This window comes from Brumicola blandensis, from assembly GCF_031846165.1.
Lineage (GTDB): Bacteria > Pseudomonadota > Gammaproteobacteria > Enterobacterales > Alteromonadaceae > Glaciecola > Glaciecola blandensis.
The window spans coordinates 767,572-786,377 of record NZ_JAVRIE010000001.1 but is presented as its reverse complement, the minus strand read 5'-3'; the positions used below and the strand labels follow the sequence as shown (position 1 = coordinate 786,377).

11 protein-coding genes and 1 pseudogene are annotated in these 18,806 nt (G+C 41.6%); 9 read left to right on the top strand and 3 right to left on the bottom strand.

What is annotated here, in order from left to right; translation table 11 throughout:
• The 8 genes from RM544_RS03440 (at nt 1) to rmf (ending at nt 14,896) form a co-directional block, all read left to right on the top strand.
• Complete coding sequence (locus tag RM544_RS03440; protein WP_311360361.1) at nt 1–2,322, top strand: efflux RND transporter permease subunit; 2,322 nt, start codon at nt 1–3, stop codon at nt 2,320–2,322.
• A gap of 184 nt (nt 2,323–2,506) precedes the next feature.
• A complete protein-coding gene (locus RM544_RS03435) occupies nt 2,507–7,345 on the top strand; it encodes an NAD-glutamate dehydrogenase (protein ID WP_311360360.1) in 4,839 nt (1,612 codons plus the stop codon).
• A gap of 58 nt (nt 7,346–7,403) precedes the next feature.
• On the top strand, nt 7,404–8,408 hold the full coding sequence (gene pyrD / locus RM544_RS03430) for a quinone-dependent dihydroorotate dehydrogenase (RefSeq protein WP_311360359.1): 1,005 nt from the start codon (nt 7,404–7,406) through the stop codon (nt 8,406–8,408).
• Complete coding sequence (gene rlmKL, locus RM544_RS03425) at nt 8,401–10,554, top strand: bifunctional 23S rRNA (guanine(2069)-N(7))-methyltransferase RlmK/23S rRNA (guanine(2445)-N(2))-methyltransferase RlmL (protein WP_311360358.1); 2,154 nt, start codon at nt 8,401–8,403, stop codon at nt 10,552–10,554. The genes pyrD and rlmKL overlap by 8 nt, the downstream gene beginning before the upstream one ends.
• Nucleotides 10,533–10,790, top strand: coding sequence for a glutaredoxin family protein (locus RM544_RS03420; RefSeq protein ID WP_409220038.1), 258 nt, complete (start codon nt 10,533–10,535; stop codon nt 10,788–10,790). The genes rlmKL and RM544_RS03420 overlap by 22 nt, the downstream gene beginning before the upstream one ends.
• Nucleotides 10,787–12,715, top strand: coding sequence for an ATP-binding cassette ATPase Uup (gene uup, locus RM544_RS03415; protein WP_311360356.1), 1,929 nt, complete (start codon nt 10,787–10,789; stop codon nt 12,713–12,715). Before RM544_RS03420 ends, uup begins: the two co-directional genes overlap by 4 nt.
• Nucleotides 12,716–12,726: 11 nt before the next feature.
• Entirely contained in the window at nt 12,727–14,406 is a 1,680-nt protein-coding gene (locus RM544_RS03410; RefSeq protein WP_311360355.1) for a DUF3466 family protein, read from the top strand.
• 313 nt (nt 14,407–14,719) lie between these two features.
• Nucleotides 14,720–14,896 (top strand): ribosome modulation factor, encoded by a 177-nt coding sequence (gene rmf / locus RM544_RS03405; RefSeq protein WP_311360354.1) that lies wholly within the window; start codon nt 14,720–14,722, stop codon nt 14,894–14,896.
• Nucleotides 14,897–14,988: 92 nt separating this feature from the next.
• On the opposite strand, the gene fabA is transcribed toward rmf, so the two are convergent.
• Nucleotides 14,989–15,507 carry a bifunctional 3-hydroxydecanoyl-ACP dehydratase/trans-2-decenoyl-ACP isomerase gene (fabA, locus tag RM544_RS03400; RefSeq protein ID WP_311360353.1) on the bottom strand — a complete coding sequence of 173 codons (519 nt, stop codon included), beginning with the start codon at nt 15,505–15,507 and terminating at the stop codon, nt 14,989–14,991.
• Nucleotides 15,508–15,649: 142 nt separating this feature from the next.
• Here fabA and RM544_RS03395 point away from each other — a divergent pair.
• Nucleotides 15,650–15,895: pseudogene (locus tag RM544_RS03395) on the top strand (RepB family protein); the annotation flags it as partial.
• Between the two features lie 130 nt (nt 15,896–16,025).
• Here the strand turns inward: RM544_RS03395 and RM544_RS03390 are convergent.
• Both RM544_RS03390 and RM544_RS03385 read right to left on the bottom strand, forming a co-directional pair.
• A complete protein-coding gene (locus RM544_RS03390; protein ID WP_311360351.1) occupies nt 16,026–17,498 on the bottom strand; it encodes a cryptochrome/deoxyribodipyrimidine photo-lyase family protein in 1,473 nt (490 codons plus the stop codon).
• A 13-nt stretch (nt 17,499–17,511) separates the two neighbouring features.
• On the bottom strand, nt 17,512–18,804 hold the full coding sequence (locus RM544_RS03385) for a DASH family cryptochrome (RefSeq protein WP_311360350.1): 1,293 nt from the start codon (nt 18,802–18,804) through the stop codon (nt 17,512–17,514).
• Between the last annotated feature and the right edge of the window lie 2 nt (nt 18,805–18,806).

Here is an 18,806-nt window from a genome sequence, read left to right as displayed (position 1 = left end):
ATGACATATTTAATTAATCAGATTGAGAAGACTGTTTTTCGTCATCGAGCGATTGTCATCGCATTCTTTGCGGTCATTACTGCTTTTTTGTTGTACAACGCGTCACAACTTAAACTCGATGCAGGCTTCGAAAAAAACATTCCATTGAATCACGAGTACATGCAAACGTATATGAAGCATCGTCAGGATTTTGGTGGTGCGAATAACGTATTAGTATCGGTGTGTGACAAAAATGGAGAAATTTTTAATACGAATTTCTTCGACACATTAAAGAATGTTCATGACCAAGTATTTTTCATTAATGGTGTTAACCGTTCATTGGTGACCTCATTATTTTCACCCGCCACTCGTTTTACAGAAATTGTAGAAGGGGGATTCTCTGGCGGCCCCGTAATTCCTGCAGATTTTGATTCAACTAATCCTGCTGCACTAGAGCTGGTGAAAAAGAACATCGAAAAAGCGGGCATCGTTGGGCGTCAAGTGTCGAGCGATTTTACGTGTGCTATGGTGACGGCCCAGTTGCTAGATATCGATCCTGAGACCGGATTGGAACTAGATACCCTTGCCCTAGCAAAAGAGTTGGAAGACCAGTTACGTGGTCAATATGAAAACGAAAATACATCGATTCATATTATCGGCTTTGCCAAAATGATTGGTGACGTAGCTGAGGGCGCGAAAGACGTACTGATGTTTTTCGGTATTGCTATTGCCATCACAGCTATCATGGTTTTCTTCTTCTCAAAGTCAATTATGCTCACCGTTTTACCCTTGCTTTGTTCTATCATTGCGGTGGTTTGGCAACTAGGTTTACTGACGTTATTTGGCTTCGGTCTCGACCCAATGTCAATTTTGGTCCCATTTTTAGTCTTCGCTATTGGGGTTAGTCACGGCGTCCAAATGATTAATGCGGTCGGTAAGAAAGCATCAACTGGCATAGACGTTAAAGTTGCTTCTCAGCATGCTTTCCGTTCACTCCTTATTCCCGGTGGCGTAGCGCTTCTTTCCGATACTGTCGGCTTCATGACGCTGTTGGTTATTGATATCGGTATTATCAGAGAACTAGCGATTACAGCAAGTATGGGGGTTGCGGTAATCATCCTAACTAACTTGTTATTGTTGCCAGTATTGATGTCGTACGTGAAGTTGTCTGACAAATATAAGCAAAAATTTGCGAAGGCAAACGCAGCAAGCAGTGACGCGTGGGATCATGTTGCCAAATGTGCGAGCCCTAAAGTCGCTATTGGTATTGTGGTAGCGACAGCGATTCTGTTTACCCTAGGCTTTATGCAGGCTCAGCAATTGAAAATTGGTGATTTACATGCAGGTGCACCCGCACTGCACGAAGAGTCTCGTTACAATCAAGATACGTTTTTGATTACGGATAAATACGAGATTACCGTTGACTATATTTCGGTCATAGTCGAAACAAAAGCGGAGTCGTGCACAGAGTTCGACACCATGTCTGCGATGGACGAGTTCCAGTGGAAAATGGAAAACGTCCCTGGAGTTCAATCTGCAATATCGTTACCTTCAGTGGCCAAACGAGTCAATGCAGGTTACAACGAAGGAAATCCTAAATGGGAAGTCCTTCCGCGAAATCAATCAACAATGGTTCAAGCAATATCGCGCGTACCTACGTCGACAGGTTTATTGAATAGAAATTGTTCAGTCATGCCAATCATTTTGTTCATGGAAGATCACAAGGCAGAAACGATTGAAACTGTTGTACAGGCAGTTAAAGAAGTAGCAAGTGAATATGAAACAGAGGACATGAAGTTTAAGTTAGCTTCAGGTCCAGTTGGCGTTATGGCGGCGACGAATGAAGCTGTAAAAGAATCGCAAGACCCGATGCTCTATTACGTATTTGGTGCTGTCATTATCTTGTGTTTACTCAGTTTTAGATCGCTACGCGCAACGTTAGCGGTAGTTATTCCTCTGTATGTGGTGAGCGTGCTCGCTCAAGCATTAATGACTTACCTCGAAATCGGGCTTACGGTATCTACCTTGCCAGTTATCGCGCTTGGCGTCGGTATTGGCGTTGACTACGGTATCTACATTTTATCTACTATGACGATCAAGTTAAGGGAAGGCTACTCAGTCCAGCAATCTTATTTAGCAGCATTAAAGGAACGAGGAAGTGCGGTCTTGTTTACCGGAATTACTCTAGCCATTGGTGTTAGCACTTGGGTTTTCTCGACGCTTAAGTTCCAAATGGATATGGGAATTTTGTTAACGTTCATGTTTATTGTGAATATGTTAGGGGCAATAATTGTACTTCCTGCTATAGCTAGACTATTGTGGTGGAAGTCGGTAGAAAAATAATTTTGCTTAATTATTTGAAAAAAGGCCGAAAGGCCTTTTTTTATGCATAAAAATAACATCCTTATGCAATTTGTAAATTAAAGGTTAAATAGTGCTTTCAAATAATTAATATTTTCGAGAAAATACCGATAAATAAAGGGATAGCAAAAAATCCCACTCTCAACACAACAAATAGAGAAATTAAATGTCGGTAACCAACCATCAACATTCTGTTTTACTTGAACGTGTATTTTCCCTTATTAATGAAAAAGTCGAAAACGGTGATGCGCCGTTGATTCAACAATTCGGCCGCTTGTTATATAAGAATATGTCCTTTGAAGATATTAAGGGCAGAAGTGATAGTGATTTATATGGCGCAACATTGAGTTTGTGGCAACAGATGCAAAATCGAAAGGCATCAGAACCTTGTATTAAAGTATTCAATCCTGAAATTGCCAAACATGGCTGGCAATCTAGTCATACTATCATCGAGATTATCGTTAAGGATATGCCATTTCTGGTAGATTCCGTGCGCATGGCGATCAACAGATTTGGGATTTCAGCGCACTTGCTATTGCATTCTCCAATGTATTTAACCCGTGGGAAAGACAAAAAAGTTAGCGCATTTGTCGACAGTCAGTCAAAAGAGAAAGGAGTTTCGGCTGAGACTGTTTTCTTGATTGAAATTGATCGTCAAACAAAGCGTTCTGACATTGATAAACTGAAAGCAGAGCTCCACTCAGTTGTGGATGAAGTGTCACTATCCGTTGCTGATTGGCAGCCGATGAGAGAAAAGTTGGCCAGTATTACAAAAGGGTTTGATAAGTCTAACTCAAATGCAATACAGGCAGTTAAATCCCAAGGTAAGACCTTTCTGAATTGGTTAAATGATCACAATTTTACTTTGATGGGCTATCGCCATTATCAAGTAAAAGCGATTGAAGGCGACCACCGTTGGATCCCAGATAATGAATCAAGTTTAGGCTTGATGAAAAACTCGATAAACGATCGTCAACGACTTATTTCTAATTTGCCTGCCAGCGCGAGAGACGAAGCGTTAGGCGATAATCCTTTAATTTTAACTAAAACAAATAGCCGGGCAAGAGTGCACCGTCCTGCGTACATGGATTATGTTGGAATAAAGGAGTTTGATTCCAACGGCAACGTTATTGGCGAACACCGTTTCCTTGGCTTATATTCAGCCTCTTTCTACAATAGTAGTGCCACCGATCTTCCGATGTTAAAAGAGAAGATTGATAGAATGTGTGCGATATCCGGGTTTGACAAAGGCACTCATGCTTACAAAGCGTTCGTTAATATTGTTGAAACCTACCCACGAGATGAGTTATTACAGACTTCTGATGAAGAGCTAGCTCAAATTGTGCTCGGTATTTTCCAAATGCAAGAGCGAGGCATCTCTCGTCTGTTCGTTAGGAAGGATGTTTTTGGTCGATTTTACTCTTGCCTAGTTTACGTCCCAAGAGAGCGTTACAACACCCAATTGCGTCGAGAAACACAAGCACTTCTCAAACGTTCGTTCAAATCAGACGAAGCAGTTGAGTTTAATACCTACTTTTCAGAATCGGTCTATGCGAGAACGCATTACATCGCCCGCGTGAAAAATAATAATATGGAGTTTGATGTGAACGAGATTGAAGATAATTTAATTGAGCTAACCAAGTCTTGGCAAGATAAGTTAGCCGCTAAAATCACATCTGCGCATGGCCAAGCTAAAGGTAAGGCACTCCAGAAGAAATACGGTAACGCCTTCAGTAGAAGTTATTCAGAGCAAAACCTACCTGGTGCTGCTTTAGTGGATATCGATCGAATTGAGCTACTGAATGATGACAAAAAGCTCGATATTTTATTCTATCGTCCGCAAGAAGAGAGTGTTGAAAGCCAGAACGTTAAATTAAAACTATATCATCGAGATGTACCTATTCACTTAAGTGATGTTTTACCCATGCTGGAAAACTTTGGATTACGAGTCATCGACGAAAGTCCATATAAAGTGACCAATGATGATGGTGAAGTAAGTTGGGTAATGGACTTTTCGATGCTGCATAAAAACGGTAAAGATTTCAACATGGAAAAGGCTCAGGAGTTATTCCAAGATGCATTTTCGAAAGTGTGGAACCGAACCCTTGAAGATGATGGTTTCAACCGTCTAATTCTAAGTGCAGAGATTACTGGCCGTAATGTGACGATTTTACGCGCTTATGCCAAGTATATGCGCCAAATTGGTACGTCGTTTAGTATCGACTACATGGCCAACACGCTCGCTAATTACCCGGATATCGCTACAGACGTTATCAGTTTATTTAGGTTAATGTTTTGTCCTAAAACGAAAAGAATGCCTAAGAAAATTGAAAACTTGAAAGAACAAGTTCTATCTAAGTTGGATAAAGTATCGAACCTAGATGATGACAGAATTATCAGGCGTTACCTTGAGTTATTAAATGCCACTCTGCGTACGAACTTTTATCAATCTGACGAGGAAGGTCACGAAAAGTCATACATATCATTCAAACTGTTACCCAGTGAAATAAGTGATATGCCTTTGCCTATGCCTAAGTTCGAAATCTTCGTATATTCTCCAAGAGTCGAGGGCGTCCACCTTCGAGGTGGTAAAGTTGCTCGTGGTGGTTTACGTTGGTCTGATAGACAAGAGGATTTCAGAACTGAGATCCTTGGCCTAGTCAAAGCACAGCAAGTGAAGAACACCGTAATAGTGCCTGTCGGGGCGAAAGGCGGCTTTGTCTGTAAAGCAATGCCAGAGAATGGCGGCCGTGCTGCGATTCAAGCTGAAGGTCAGGCGTGCTACAAAATTTTCATCCGCAGTCTACTCGACATTACAGACAACATTGTGAATGGTGAAATAGTACCACCACGAGATGTTATCCGTTTAGATGAAGATGACCCTTATTTAGTTGTTGCTGCAGACAAAGGAACAGCAACATTTTCCGATATTGCCAATGGAATATCAGAAGAGTTTAACTTCTGGTTAGGAGATGCATTCGCATCGGGCGGCAGCGTCGGTTATGACCATAAGAAAATGGGTATTACCGCTCGTGGTGCTTGGGAGTCTGTTAAACGTCACTTCAGAGAGATTGGCATCGATTGTCAAACGACGCCATTTACTGCTGTCGGTGTGGGCGACATGGCCGGTGATGTTTTCGGCAATGGCATGTTGCTATCAGAACAAACACGCATTATCTGTGCGTTTAACCATCTGCACATCTTTTTCGATCCTTCTCCGGATGAGAAGAGCAGTTACGCTGAACGACAGCGTTTGTTTGAAGATCCATCACTAAGTTGGGATGACTATGATCGCAAGTTGATTTCGAAAGGTGGTGGTATATTTAAGCGCTCAGAGAAAGCCATTCCTTTATCACCTGAAATGAAGAAATGGTTGGGCACGCGTCAAGCCACAATGACACCAAACGATTTAATTCACAATGCTTTAAAAATGCCTGTCGACCTTATTTGGAATGGCGGTATAGGCACTTATGTGAAAAGTTCGAAGGAGTCACATGCTGAGGTTGGGGATCGTGCAAATGATACGACTCGTGTTAACGGTAAAGACGTTAAAGCCAAAATTGTAGGTGAGGGGGGTAACTTAGGTTTAACCCAACTGGGTAGAATTGAGTACGCTGCAAATGGCGGCTTAGTGAACACAGACTTTATCGATAATGTTGGCGGTGTTGATTGTTCGGACAATGAGGTCAACATTAAAATATTGTTGAATACCTTGGTGAATGCCGGTGACTTAACGGTTAAACAACGAAATGAATTGTTGTATGCGATGACTGATGACGTGTCTGATATTGTGATACAGGATTGTTATCGTCAAACACAATCAATTTCGATAACAAACCTAGCGGGTGTTAAACAATTAAAAGAACAACTCCGCTTTATCCATGGTTTAGAGCGTGATGGTTTCCTAAATAGAGAGCTTGAATTTATTCCTTCTGATGATGAAATATCAGAACGTGTAGTCACTGGGCAAGGTCTCACTAGACCGGAACTATCGGTATTGATTGCCTATGGAAAAATGGTTTTGAAAGACCAATTTAATATTCCAGCTATCACGGATAACCCTTACTACGATCGCTTACTTGTTAATGCTTTCCCGCCAGTTTTGCGAGAGAAGTATCAAGCACAAATGCAAGAGCATCCTTTGCGTAGCGAAATAATCGCCACTAAATTAACCAATGAGATGGTTAATGATATGGGCTTGAATTTTGTCTATCGTTTACAGGAAGAAACAGGGGCGTCAATTGAACAAGTTGCGGAAGCTTACACAGTTGTTAAAGGCGTGTTTGGTATGGGCAGCTTATGGGAACAAGTCGAAGATTTAGATAATAAAATCGATGCGCAACTTCAGCTTGAGATGCTGGATGCTATGCGTCGTATTCTGCGTCGCACATCTCGTTGGTACATTCGTCATGGTGGTAAAACGAAGGATATCGAAAGCGCTATTAAACGTTATCAACCTGCTTTCAAAGCTGTGTCAGATAACCTAAGTGACTTCTTGGTAGAGAGTGAATGCAAAGCCGTTCATGATGAAACTCAACGTTTAATATCCTTGCAAGTACCGAAGGATATTGCCTACCGTGTCGCTTGTCTGAGCAATATGTTCTCTTCAATGGATCTTGCACAAATTGCAGAGTTGGAGAAGCGTCCAATCGAGGTTGTGGCTAGATTGTATTATCAGCTAGGTTCTCGTTTTGAGTTGCATTGGTTCTTAGATCAAATTAATCAGCAGTCAGTAACTAATCATTGGCAGGCTCTTGCTCGTGCATCTTATCGAGAGGAGTTGGATTGGCAGCAACGTGCACTAACTTCGGTACTGTTGAATATTGAACCGAAAGCAAAGGATGCCGACAAGATACTCAATTCTTGGTGTGAAGATAATAAAGAGGCCTTAGAACGCTGGTATCATATGATGACGGAGTTCAAAACCTCAGATAATCACGAATTTGCTAAATTTTCTGTCGCTTTAAGAGAATTGATGCTGTTAAGCGTGAAAGCAAACCATTAGAATACACATGTTTGCAAACAGCCCTGCAAAAGCAGGGCTTTTTTATAGGTTATGTTTTGTGTATTCATTAGTTCAAAATTTTCTTTTAAACCGTGACCCCGAATGGAGTCATGATTTTACTATTGGTTTTTTAAAGCGTTCTCAAGGTAACGTCTTAAATAAGCTTTACTCACAGTCAGTTCCAGCAAAGCCTGTGGAGTGCTTGGGGATGAGCTTTAAAAACCCAATTGGTCTAGCGGCCGGTTTAGATAAGAATGGGGAATGTATTGATGCATTCGCTGCCATGGGTTTTGGTTTTGTAGAAGTTGGTACAGTCACACCTAAGCCTCAAGCCGGGAATGACAAGCCGCGTCTATTTAGATTGTCTGAGCATCAAGCCATCATTAATAGAATGGGTTTTAATAACAAAGGTGTCGACTATCTTGTTGAACAAGTAAAGCAGTCTAACTACAAAGGCATTTTAGGCATTAATATTGGTAAAAATAAAAACACACCTGAAGAGAATGCATTAGAGGACTATCTTATTTGCTTGGACAAGGTCTATGCATATGCTTCGTATATTACGGTCAACATTTCATCTCCAAATACGCCTGGCTTACGTAACCTGCAATATGGTGAAGCGCTCGATAAGCTATTAGCTGGCTTAAAAGCGCGTCAACTGAGCCTAGAATTGACCTATGGTAAATATGTTCCTATTCTGATAAAAATCGCGCCAGACCTTAGCAAAGAAGAAGTTATTTCAATTGCTAGTTCACTCATCAAAGCGAAAATGGATGGTGTAATCGCAACCAATACGACTCTAGATAGAGCGCCTGTTGAAGGCCATGAACATGCAGCGGAAGCTGGCGGTTTAAGCGGCGCAGTGCTGACACACAAAAGTCTTGAACTCACAAAAATACTAGCAGATGCGCTAGAAGGTAAGCTACCGATTATTGGCGTCGGTGGAATTTCTAATGCAGAAGATGCTAAAGCCAGGCTCGATGCTGGGGCGACACTTTTACAGGTATATTCGTCATTTATTTATCAAGGTCCACCACTTATTAAGGAATTGGTAAATGCCTGAAATCATTGTAACCAGCTCAAAAGGGCTCGATGAACTTTTAAAAACAGAAGTTCAAGACATCCTATCAAAAACCAGAAATGCAGGAAGTGACGAACCCGCTATTCAATTAAAGCCCGGGCAAGTTTCGTTTGAAGCCAGCTTAGAAGATGCCTACAATTTATGTCTACATTCTAGGTTAGCAAACCGTGTGCTATGGGTTGTTGGTAGTGGCAAAGTGAATAGTGCGGAAGAGTTGTATGACGTGGTAAAGCAGGTCAATTGGCAATCGCACTTTGACTCATATGTTCCTTTCATGATCCAATTCAATGGCACAAACAATGCCATTAATAATAGTCAGTTTGGTGCACTAAAAGCAAAAGATGGCATAGTGGACCAATTTCAAGAGTCTGGCGAAGAGCGACCCTCGGTAGATAAAACCAATCCAGGTATTGTGATTCAAGCACGACTAAGAAGAGAGACATTGCACTTGTGCATTGACCTCTCTGGCGGCAGTTTACACCGTCGCGGCTACCGTCTCGATGCGGGTGAAGCGCCTTTGAAAGAGCATGTGGCGGCCGGTGTACTCATGCGTAGTGGTTGGGCGAATAATAGTAACAATGTGCTACTTGATCCTATGTGTGGTTCTGGCACCATCGCGATTGAAGCTGCTATGATTGCGGCAAACATTCCGCCAAACCTGGAAAGAGAAACATGGGGCTTTAGTCACTGGTTAGGACATGAGCCAGCATTGTTTGAAGCTGCAGTAGCACAGGCAAAAGGGGCAATCACAGAGCCTAAACAAACGATTTATGCTTACGATTTAAGCACGAGTTTGGTTGATTTAGCGCGTAAAAATGCAGAAGCAGCAGGCGTGTCGCAGTTCATTGAATTCAAACAATGCGATGTGCTAGACAGCTCAGTAACTCTGCCACAAGCAAGTGACGCACTGGAAGAGGATGGATTTGCTGGATATATTGTATCCAACCCCCCGTATGGTGAGCGCTTGGGTGAGTATCAAGCTTTGCTACCGCTATTTGATAAGCTTGGAAATCATTTTAAGTCACACTTCGCACATTGGCACTTATCACTGCTGAGCTCAAACCCCGACCTGCTAAAAGCACTTAAATTACGTTATACCCGTCAATATAAAATGATGAATGGTAAGCTCGAATGTAATTTGGTTAATTATGTGTTGAAGGGACAAAACCTAGAAGTATTTGAGCAGCAAACTGATGATAATCATGAGTTTGCAAACCGCTTGAGAAAGAATCTCAAGCGCTTAAAACCTTGGTTAAAACGCACAGATACGAATGCCTATAGAATCTATGACGCTGATCTTCCACATTATAATGTGGCAGTCGATATCTATGACAATTGGGCAATCGTGCAAGAATATGCAGCACCGAAAGAAGTGCCAGAAGAAAAAGCGCGCCAACGTCTCCAAGAAGTGTTGATTCATGTACCAAAAGTATTGGGCATTAGTCCAAGTAACATGGCAGTAAAAACACGTCGTCAAAATAAAGGGAAAGAACAATACGAAAAAGTCTCATCGAAGGGCAAACGTGTCGTTGTGCATGAAAATCAAGCTCAGTTTTATATTAATCCAAACGATTACTTGGACGTTGGTTTGTTCTTAGACCATAGAGATACTCGTTTAAGGTTCAAACAGTTATGTCGTGCAAAAGATGTACTTAACCTTTTTGCTTACACTGGCAGCGTTTCAGTACACGCTGCTCAAGCGGGAGCCAACTCTGTCACCACGGTTGATATGTCCAACACCTACCTAGATTGGGCAAAGGATAATTTTGCTTTAAATAAACTCAATGGGGCGTTTCAGTTCGTGCAAGCTGATTGCACTAAATGGTTGGCAAGAGAACATGGGAAATATGATTTAATGTTTATTGATCCGCCTTCCTTTTCAAACTCGAAAAGAATGGATAATACCTGGGATGTCCAGCGTGACCATGTCGAGCTACTAGCGAATGCGAAGCAATGTTTAAAAGAAAATGGAAAAATATTCTTCAGCAATAACCTACGTCAATTCACCTTGGCTAAGTCTGATATTGAAGCATTAGGCTTCAATGTTGAGAATATTAGTGCTTCGAGTATCCCTGAGGACTTTAAACGTAGTCCAAAAATACATCAATGTTGGATATTGTCACTGTGATACTTACTCTCTATACCGGACCGCAGTGTTCGCTCTGCGAAATGGCAGTAAAACTTGTAGAAGAACACAATGCACAAGGCTTTCCTGAGATAACACTTAACAAAGTGAATATCAGAGATTCACATGATTTGTTTCATTTATACGGTGCCAGAATTCCCGTATTGAAACGCAGTGACAGCCAAGCTGAACTGGCTTGGCCTTTTGAATTAGATAACTTGGTCCAATTTGTAAAATGAACTTAATGCAGTTAAAAAACGCGTCTATTCTATTTGGGCAACCTCCTTTGCTTGATAGAGCTGAAGTTAATATTCAAAGTGGTGAGAGAGTTTGCGTCGTCGGCCGAAATGGTAGCGGCAAATCTACATTGCTTAAAGTGATCGCTAATGAGATTAAGCTCGATGAAGGGCAACGCATTGCGCCCAGTGATGTGCTTATTTCTCGCTTACCACAAGATCCACCGCAAGATGTGAGTGGTGATATTTTTGATTACGTTGCGGAAGGTCTTGACGATGTGGCTCAAATACTGAAAGAGTATCACCATATTACGTCGATTATTGGTGACGATCCGAGTGAAAAAAACCTCAGCAAAATGCAACAACTACAGGAACAGTTGGATGCGCGCAATGCTTGGCAATTTGAGCAGCGAATTAATAATGTGCTTACACAACTCCAACTTCCCGCAGAGCAAAAACTATCGGAATTATCAGGGGGCTGGCGAAGAAAAGCGGCATTAGCACGCGCGTTGGTGTCACAACCTGATTTACTTCTTCTGGATGAACCCACCAACCACCTTGATATTGAAATGGTGCTTTGGTTAGAGAAAGCCTTGCTTAATTATGAAGGTGCTATCGTTTTCATTAGCCATGATAGGGCGTTTATTAGGAAACTAGCCACGCGCATCATTGATATTGATCGAGGGCAAGTAAAAAGCTATCCCGGCGATTACGAAACCTATTTAGCCCAAAAAGCGCATGACCTAGACGTCGAAGAAACACAGAACAAAGAGTTTGATAAAAAACTAGCTAAAGAAGAGGTTTGGATTAGGCAGGGTATCAAAGCACGTCGAACGAGAAATGAAGGTCGAGTGCGAGCGCTGAAGAAGCTAAGAGATGAGTACAAATCTCGTCGCAATGTAACAGGTAATGCCACTATACAACGCAATACTGGTGGACAATCGGGCAAACGGATTTTTGAAACTGAGCATCTGAGCTTTAGTATTGCTGATAAATTATTGGTGAAAGACCTTGATTTATTAATTACTCGAGGCGAAAAACTTGCTCTTATCGGCGGTAATGGTTGTGGCAAGAGTACATTGATAAAATTGTTACTCGGCGAGCTTGAAGCGAATAGCGGTGATATTTTCCGAGGTACAAACCTGGAGGTAGCATATTTTGATCAACATCGCTCAACGCTTGAACTCGACAAACCAGTGATAGATGTTATTGCTGATGGTAAAAGAGAAGTGAGTTTCAACGGCAGCACTCGACACGTGATTGGCTACTTGCAAGATTACTTATTTTCAGCCGATAGGGTGAACGCACCAGTATCTACATTGTCAGGGGGCGAGAAAAATCGACTGATGCTTGCCAAACTGATGTTAAAACCAAGCAATTTATTGGTCCTCGATGAACCAACGAATGATCTCGATGTCGAAACGCTCGAGTTGCTTGAATCTTTGTTGGTTGAATACGAAGGTACCGTCTTATTAGTTAGCCACGATCGAGAGTTTGTCGATAACGTTGTTACCTCAAGTCTGGTATTTGAAGGTAATGGCCGAATAAATCAGTTTGTAGGTGGTTATTCGGATATGAAACGTTGGTATGATGAAAAAGAAGCAGAAAGTAAGGCTCAAGCCGATGAGCGACCTAAAGTCGAACAGAAGCAGAGCCCATCAGAAGCTAACAAGCCTTCTGTTAATAAGCCGGTTAACAAGTTATCATACAAAGACAAAAGGGAGCTGGAAAGTTTACCCAAAGAAATAGAAAATATGGAAGAAAAGCTTGAGGCCTTTCAACAAGACGTCAATTCAGCTGAATTTTTCCAAAAAGACCAAGAATATGTTCAGGCAGAGTTGCAAAAACTCTCAGAACTCGAAGAAAAACTCTCGCATGCCTATGAGCGGTGGGATGAATTAGAAAGTTTACAAAATAACGAGCAGTAACAGGAATATTAATGAAATTTACTCGATTGGCGTCAGCTGTAGTTTTAGCGACTACTTCTTTACCTATTTTAGCCGCGTCTTACACAGTAACAGAATTACCAGCTAGAGAGCTCAGTGAGAATCAATATGCTTCTTCTATCGATAATACCGGCTTAGTACTGACCACTTTTCAGAATAACTATAATCCACCAATCGATCTCCGTTTAATTGACTTAGACAGTGACTTTTTTGCTGCTGCACTGACCGACATTGATGCTGTTCGGAATGGCGATCCTAATTTAAGCGATTATAATTTTTTAACTAATTATGTTCGCACAGGTTCAAGTAACTTCAGCGTATTGACTCAGCAACTGGGACAATTCTTAGGTTATAAGTATGTAAATGATTCTTTCGAATATATAAAAGCGTTTGATGAAGAGAGTGACGAACTCGGTGGTTTTAGTTTTTCTATGGAAACCACACTTCGAGATTCCACCAACGGTACTCATATAATCGGAAACACCGAAGGGCCAAACCGTATTATTGAATACACTAACGAAAATGGTGATGTGCTGACATACAATGTATTTGATTTTGACCGACGTGGCTTTGTTCAGGTTGGCGACACCACAGTAGGACTTGTACCTGCAGATACCACGCTTGGCGGCAGCAGCCTGGTAAACTCTATTAATCAAAACTATGTAGTGGCGGGTGTGGGTTCAGTTGCACCAAGTGATGCATTGGTATTAGCTAATGCAAATTGTCTTGATGAAGAAACCCGTGGTGATCAACCAGTAGAAGTCTGTCAGGCTCGATTACGCACATCTACAAGTAGCACGGGTGCTGTCAGTCGACGCAGTGGTCTGTGGACAGAGAGAGCAACACTTTGGTCATTAGATGTCGAAGGCAATATTATCGATACAACGGTTTATGGAACATTAGTTACTGATGAAGAAGAGATTGCAAATGCCGGAACGAGTCAAGCATTGGACGTTAACGTTAATGGCGTAGCTGTCGGTGTTGCATCGCTGAAGATTGGCGAAGATCAACTTTTCTCTACCGCTGCAGCAATATTCCAAAACGGCGTTGTTACGCGCATGATAGAAGATGATGATTTACTTCCTAACTCGGCATTACACATTAATGACAATAATTTTGTCACTGGCGTAAGAAGTGAACGTATCAATAATGTGTCCAGAAGTCGTATGTACGTATATAACTTAAGTACCGATGACATCGATTTTGTAGACGGATTCTTTGTGAGTTCTAGCACTCTGCCGCGAGCGATGAATAATGAAAATATCATTGTTGGTTCCGCTGATGTTGATGTGGTGACAGGAACTACTCAACGCCCAACGGCAGGTTTTATGTATGATATTGGATCGCAAACTTTCACCAATCTAAACGATTTATTGCCTTGCGGTACTGATTACAACATCATTGAAGCATTAGATATCAATGACAGTAACGTGATTATGGCTTCAGCATCAACCAAGCGTCCCGTTAGAAATGTGCGTGGTGAGATCCTGACAGACGATGATGGGAACGAAGTACTTACCGATACTGTAGTTGCAGTAATGCTCAATCCTACTGGTGCTGAGCCCTCTGATTGTTCCGCTGACGAAGATACTTTAGAGAGGCAGGGTGCCAGTACGGGCGTCTTGATGTTTGCAATGTTGTTCGTTGCCAGTATTTTCCGCCGTCGAAAATAAGCCAGCGTAATTAAAATCAACTTAGAAAGCCCCTATATAAGGGGCTTTCATGTTTTTAATAACTTCCCACTCTAAAAATATAGTTTTTATAAACAAATAACCCATCAAAACATTTCAATAAATATCAGACTCTTATTGAGATTCAAGAATAGTGTTAAAATAAAATCATTGAAACTTTTTAGAGCAAGCGCTATCTATATAGTGTGGCTTGAAAAAACATGTATGTACCTGTCTAGCTGTGAAAAAACACACATAAGAAAATAGACATCTCAGCTTTTTCTAGCTACTTATTTTAACCAAATGAGGTGAATCAATGAAAAGACAAAAACGAGACAAACTTACACGTGCACACGCAAAGGGTTATCAAGCAGGGATCTCAGGTCGTTCGAAAGAAAATTGTCCATTTCAAGCAACAGTAGCAAGGTCTGAATGGTTAGGAGGGTGGAGAGAGGCACTCACCGACAGACAAGCAGGCTTAATCGCCAGATAAAAACCTAATTTAATACAAAAAAGCCCGAGTTAATCGGGCTTTTTGTTTCTTGCTGATTATTACAACCTGCTTCTAAGAATTTAGTTACCACATTAGAATGCGCTCGTATCCTGAAATAAACCCACTTTCAGGTCTTTGGCTGCGTAGATTTGTTTCCCATCAACAGAAACAGTTCCATCAGCTAGGCCCATAAACAAGCGACGCTTCACCACTCGTTTTAAGTCGATTTCATAGGTCACTTTCTTTGCGGTTGGTAGAATTTGGCCTGTGAATTTCACCTCGCCGACGCCAAGGGCTCGACCCTTACCTGGTCCGCCAGACCAACCCAAGAAAAATCCGACTAATTGCCACATTGCATCCAGTCCTAAACAACCTGGCATGACAGGGTCGCCAGGAAAGTGACAATCGAAGAACCACAAGTCAGGAGTGATATCTAGTTCAGCGATGATATGACCTTTTCCAAACTCGCCACCTTCTTCCGTAATGGTTACTATGCGATCCATCATAAGCATATTTGGCGCAGGCAGTTGGCTATTGCCAGGGCCAAACATTTCGCCGGAGCTACATTTTAGAAGGTCTTCTTTATTAAATGTTGATTGTCTATTTGTCATGTTTAATTCTATTGTTATACAAGAACCTGTAATTTAGCGAACACTTGTACGCTAAACAACTCTGAACAGTGAATTTTTCTAAAAAAAAAGCAATTTTTGCAGTACACTATTAAAAAATATGCAATAAGTACAAAAGTTAATCATGAAGAACCCGAAAAAAAGTGCCAATGCTGAAAAACAGCGTCGCTTTCGAGAGAAACAAAAAGCCTTAGGTAAAAAACTGATACGTGGCTATGTTACGCCTGCTGCCATGGAAAATTATAAAGAATTGGCAGAGAAGACGGGCTGGACTGACAGTGATATGCTGTCTAATTCATTACGCATAACCTATGCAGCCTATAAAAATGGTCAAATTCGTTTGTTGAATCAGTGGTTGAAAGAGCAAGATTTAAAAAAGAAAAAACAAGCTGCATCTGCTTCACCACAGTCAGTGCCGTCACAAATCGAAGAAACACAATCTGAGGTCAAAAATGGTAACAGCAAGGGTGATAGCGCACAGTAAGCCAATAAAAATAAGCTTATACAGTATGTTTACTGAGTATCCTGCTAGCCTCTTTTTTCACCTCAACTTTTGATTTAAACGCCCACATTCTGTCTCTCGCTTCACGAGCTGCTTGTTCAATGTCTACAATTGGTGGGCAGTAATCACGCATCAAATCAAAATCATACATCCCAAATTCCATGGGAGATAATTCCCACGGCTGATGGATTATTGGTGCGGGCAAGTTGTTCAGTTCAGGTAGCCATTTCTTTATAAATATCGCATCTGGGTCTTTATCAATCGATTGCTTTACCGGGTTATAAATTCTGAGGGTGTTTACCCCGGTCACGCCTGCTTGCATTTGAAACTGGGGATAATGAATGCCGGGTTCAAAGTCAAGAAACTGTGCCCCTAAATAAGTTGCACCTAAACGCCAATCTACGTTTAGGTGGTGACACAAGAAACTCACTAACATTGCTCTCATTCGAAAATTTAAATAGCCTGTGGCACACACGGCTTTCATACATGCATCAACTATCGGTACGCCAGTTTTCGCTTGTTTCCAGGCGTTTAGACGACTTTCCTGATCGTCGCCGTCACAGTATGGGAAAGCTTCATATGCCTTGTTAACTGCTCGAAATTGCATTTCACATTCGCTTTCAAATTTTTGAATGAAGTGACAGTGCCAGTGCAATCTTGATTGTAAGGCCGAAATAGAGCGCGCCCATCCGGGACGTTTTTCCTGTTTAAGCGTGTATTGATAGACTTGCTTTAAGGATATATTTCCCCAAGCCAAATAAGGGGATAGTCGAGAGCAGGTTTCTCTGGCCACCGTGGGATTACCAATGTTCCCATAATATGATTTACCCCGCACTTTAAAAAAGTGCTTCAAGGTAAACCATGCTCTTTTTTCTCCACCTAATTGCATTAGGTCATTGGCTTGTTGCCACGCTGTTGGTGGATTAAAAATATACGGTGTTAATGACGGACAGTCTTTCAATGACAGTGCTGTCGCGTCTTCAATCGAATATGTTGATAGCGGAGCCAAAATTCGTTTATTCCAGAGCGTTGCCCATGATGCTCTATTGGTGAGTCTGCGATATACCGCACCATTTTCACACTCATGCCAGTGAACTTGAGTGTTTTCACAATGTTGCTTTACGGCTTTATCTCGTTCAAAGGTATGCGCCAGGCCGACTTCTTCATGACTAAAAAGGTGTTTTAAGACATGCGAGCTTTGTATCGCTTGAAGCACTTCTATTGCTGAGCCTTTAACAATATGGATGCTATGCCTCGACTCATCTAGTTGCTCATTTAGATCGACAATAGATTGATAGATAAAACGCCAATGACGGATATCAAAGTGCGGGTCAGCCTCTTGCTCTGGTTCAACTATGTAAAGCAATAAAAAAGGCAATCCACTTTTAATTGCTGCCTCTAAGCACGGATTATCTCTTAGCCTTAAATCACGCTTAAACCACACGACTGAAATCTCTTGTTTCAAAGCCATTCTGCTGCTTTACCTACTTTACAAGCCACTGTTGTATAAACTGTCTGGAGGGATCATAGAACTCAGTTTGCTTAACGAGATTAAATTGACGGTGGCCGCGAGGATCTGCACCAACCCCCGCCAAGTATTGCCAGTTACCATAATTGCTTGCCACATCAAAATCGATGAGTTGATATTCAAAATAGGTTGCGCCATAACGCCAATCCAAATTTAATTCATGTACGAAGCAACTGGCGACAAGTTGACGACCTCGGTTAGACATAAAGCCGGTTTGATTCAGTTGTTTCATGCACGCGTCAACTATGTCGTAGCCTGTCGTTCCGTTGCACCAATCGTCATATTTACTTTGGTCAAAGTGAGAGGTAATTTCAAGCTGTTTTGGGCCCGCCTTATCAAAACTGGAAACCCCATTCTTGACGTGCTGCCAATGAAAAAATTCTCTCCACAACAATTCAAAAAACAACCAATATGTTGAGTCATTTTTTGTTCGCTGATGCTCATACTCTGTAATAGCGTCAGCCACCGTTGTGGGGCTAATACAACCATGCGCGAGCCAAGCAGATAGTTTACTGGAAAAATCCCAACCATCCAGGCCGTTGCGAGTTTGCTTATAGTTAGAAAGTAAATCAGTATCCCAAAGATAGTAGTCTAGTTGCCTTTTGGCCGCACTTTCTCCACCAACGAGTAGTGGGTAGTGTGGCTGACTTTCTTTATTTTCTTTCTTTGCTCGGCTTGAAGTTTCCTTCATAGAGTAGGGAGGAGGTAAGGAATCTACATGAAGACAAATAGGGCGACGTGTTGATCTTTTTTCTACTTTTTTCCTAAACGGCGTAAATGTATCTGGCAATTCATCTAAGGGAAACGGGAGTCCACTCTGATCATACAAATTACTACTATTACACTGAATAAACTCTAAGTCAGGTAGAGATTCTTTTAAGACTTCCCATTGGGTTCTTTCATTGAGGCCGCAATGCCACTCGCATGAGATTGCACTGATATTATTGGCTTTGACCATTTCAACTAAAGCAGCCACAACTGAGTGTTGTTCATCTAGTTCGATTAGCGTTTGGCCTAATGCTTCTAGTGATTTGTTTAAGTCATCTAGTGATTCACGCAAAAAGCGTTTTCGATGATTACCTTTTACCTCGTGCTTGCATAACGAATATTCAATATCAGGAGAAAGGTTTTGACTTGAGTGAATATAAACGCAGATGACGTGATCGACTGATTTAGCAAGTGCTTGCAGGGATTCATTGTCCTGTAAGCGTAAGTCTTTTCTAAACCAATGGATACCAATTCGAGACATAG

Bases quoted from the DNA above. Each gene is read 5' to 3' on its own strand.
- RM544_RS03440 (WP_311360361.1), top strand. From the start codon at position 1: ATGACATATTTAATTAATCAGATTGAGAAGACTGTTTTTCGTCATCGA.
- RM544_RS03435 (WP_311360360.1), top strand. From the start codon at position 2,507: ATGTCGGTAACCAACCATCAACATTCTGTTTTACTTGAACGTGTATTT.
- rlmKL (WP_311360358.1), top strand. From the start codon at position 8,401: ATGCCTGAAATCATTGTAACCAGCTCAAAAGGGCTCGATGAACTTTTA.
- RM544_RS03420 (WP_409220038.1), top strand. From the start codon at position 10,533: ATGTTGGATATTGTCACTGTGATACTTACTCTCTATACCGGACCGCAG.
- uup (WP_311360356.1), top strand. From the start codon at position 10,787: ATGAACTTAATGCAGTTAAAAAACGCGTCTATTCTATTTGGGCAACCT.
- RM544_RS03410 (WP_311360355.1), top strand. From the start codon at position 12,727: ATGAAATTTACTCGATTGGCGTCAGCTGTAGTTTTAGCGACTACTTCT.
- rmf (WP_311360354.1), top strand. From the start codon at position 14,720: ATGAAAAGACAAAAACGAGACAAACTTACACGTGCACACGCAAAGGGT.
- fabA (WP_311360353.1), bottom strand. From the start codon at position 15,507: ATGACAAATAGACAATCAACATTTAATAAAGAAGACCTTCTAAAATGT.
- RM544_RS03390 (WP_311360351.1), bottom strand. From the start codon at position 17,498: ATGGCTTTGAAACAAGAGATTTCAGTCGTGTGGTTTAAGCGTGATTTA.
- RM544_RS03385 (WP_311360350.1), bottom strand. From the start codon at position 18,804: ATGTCTCGAATTGGTATCCATTGGTTTAGAAAAGACTTACGCTTACAG.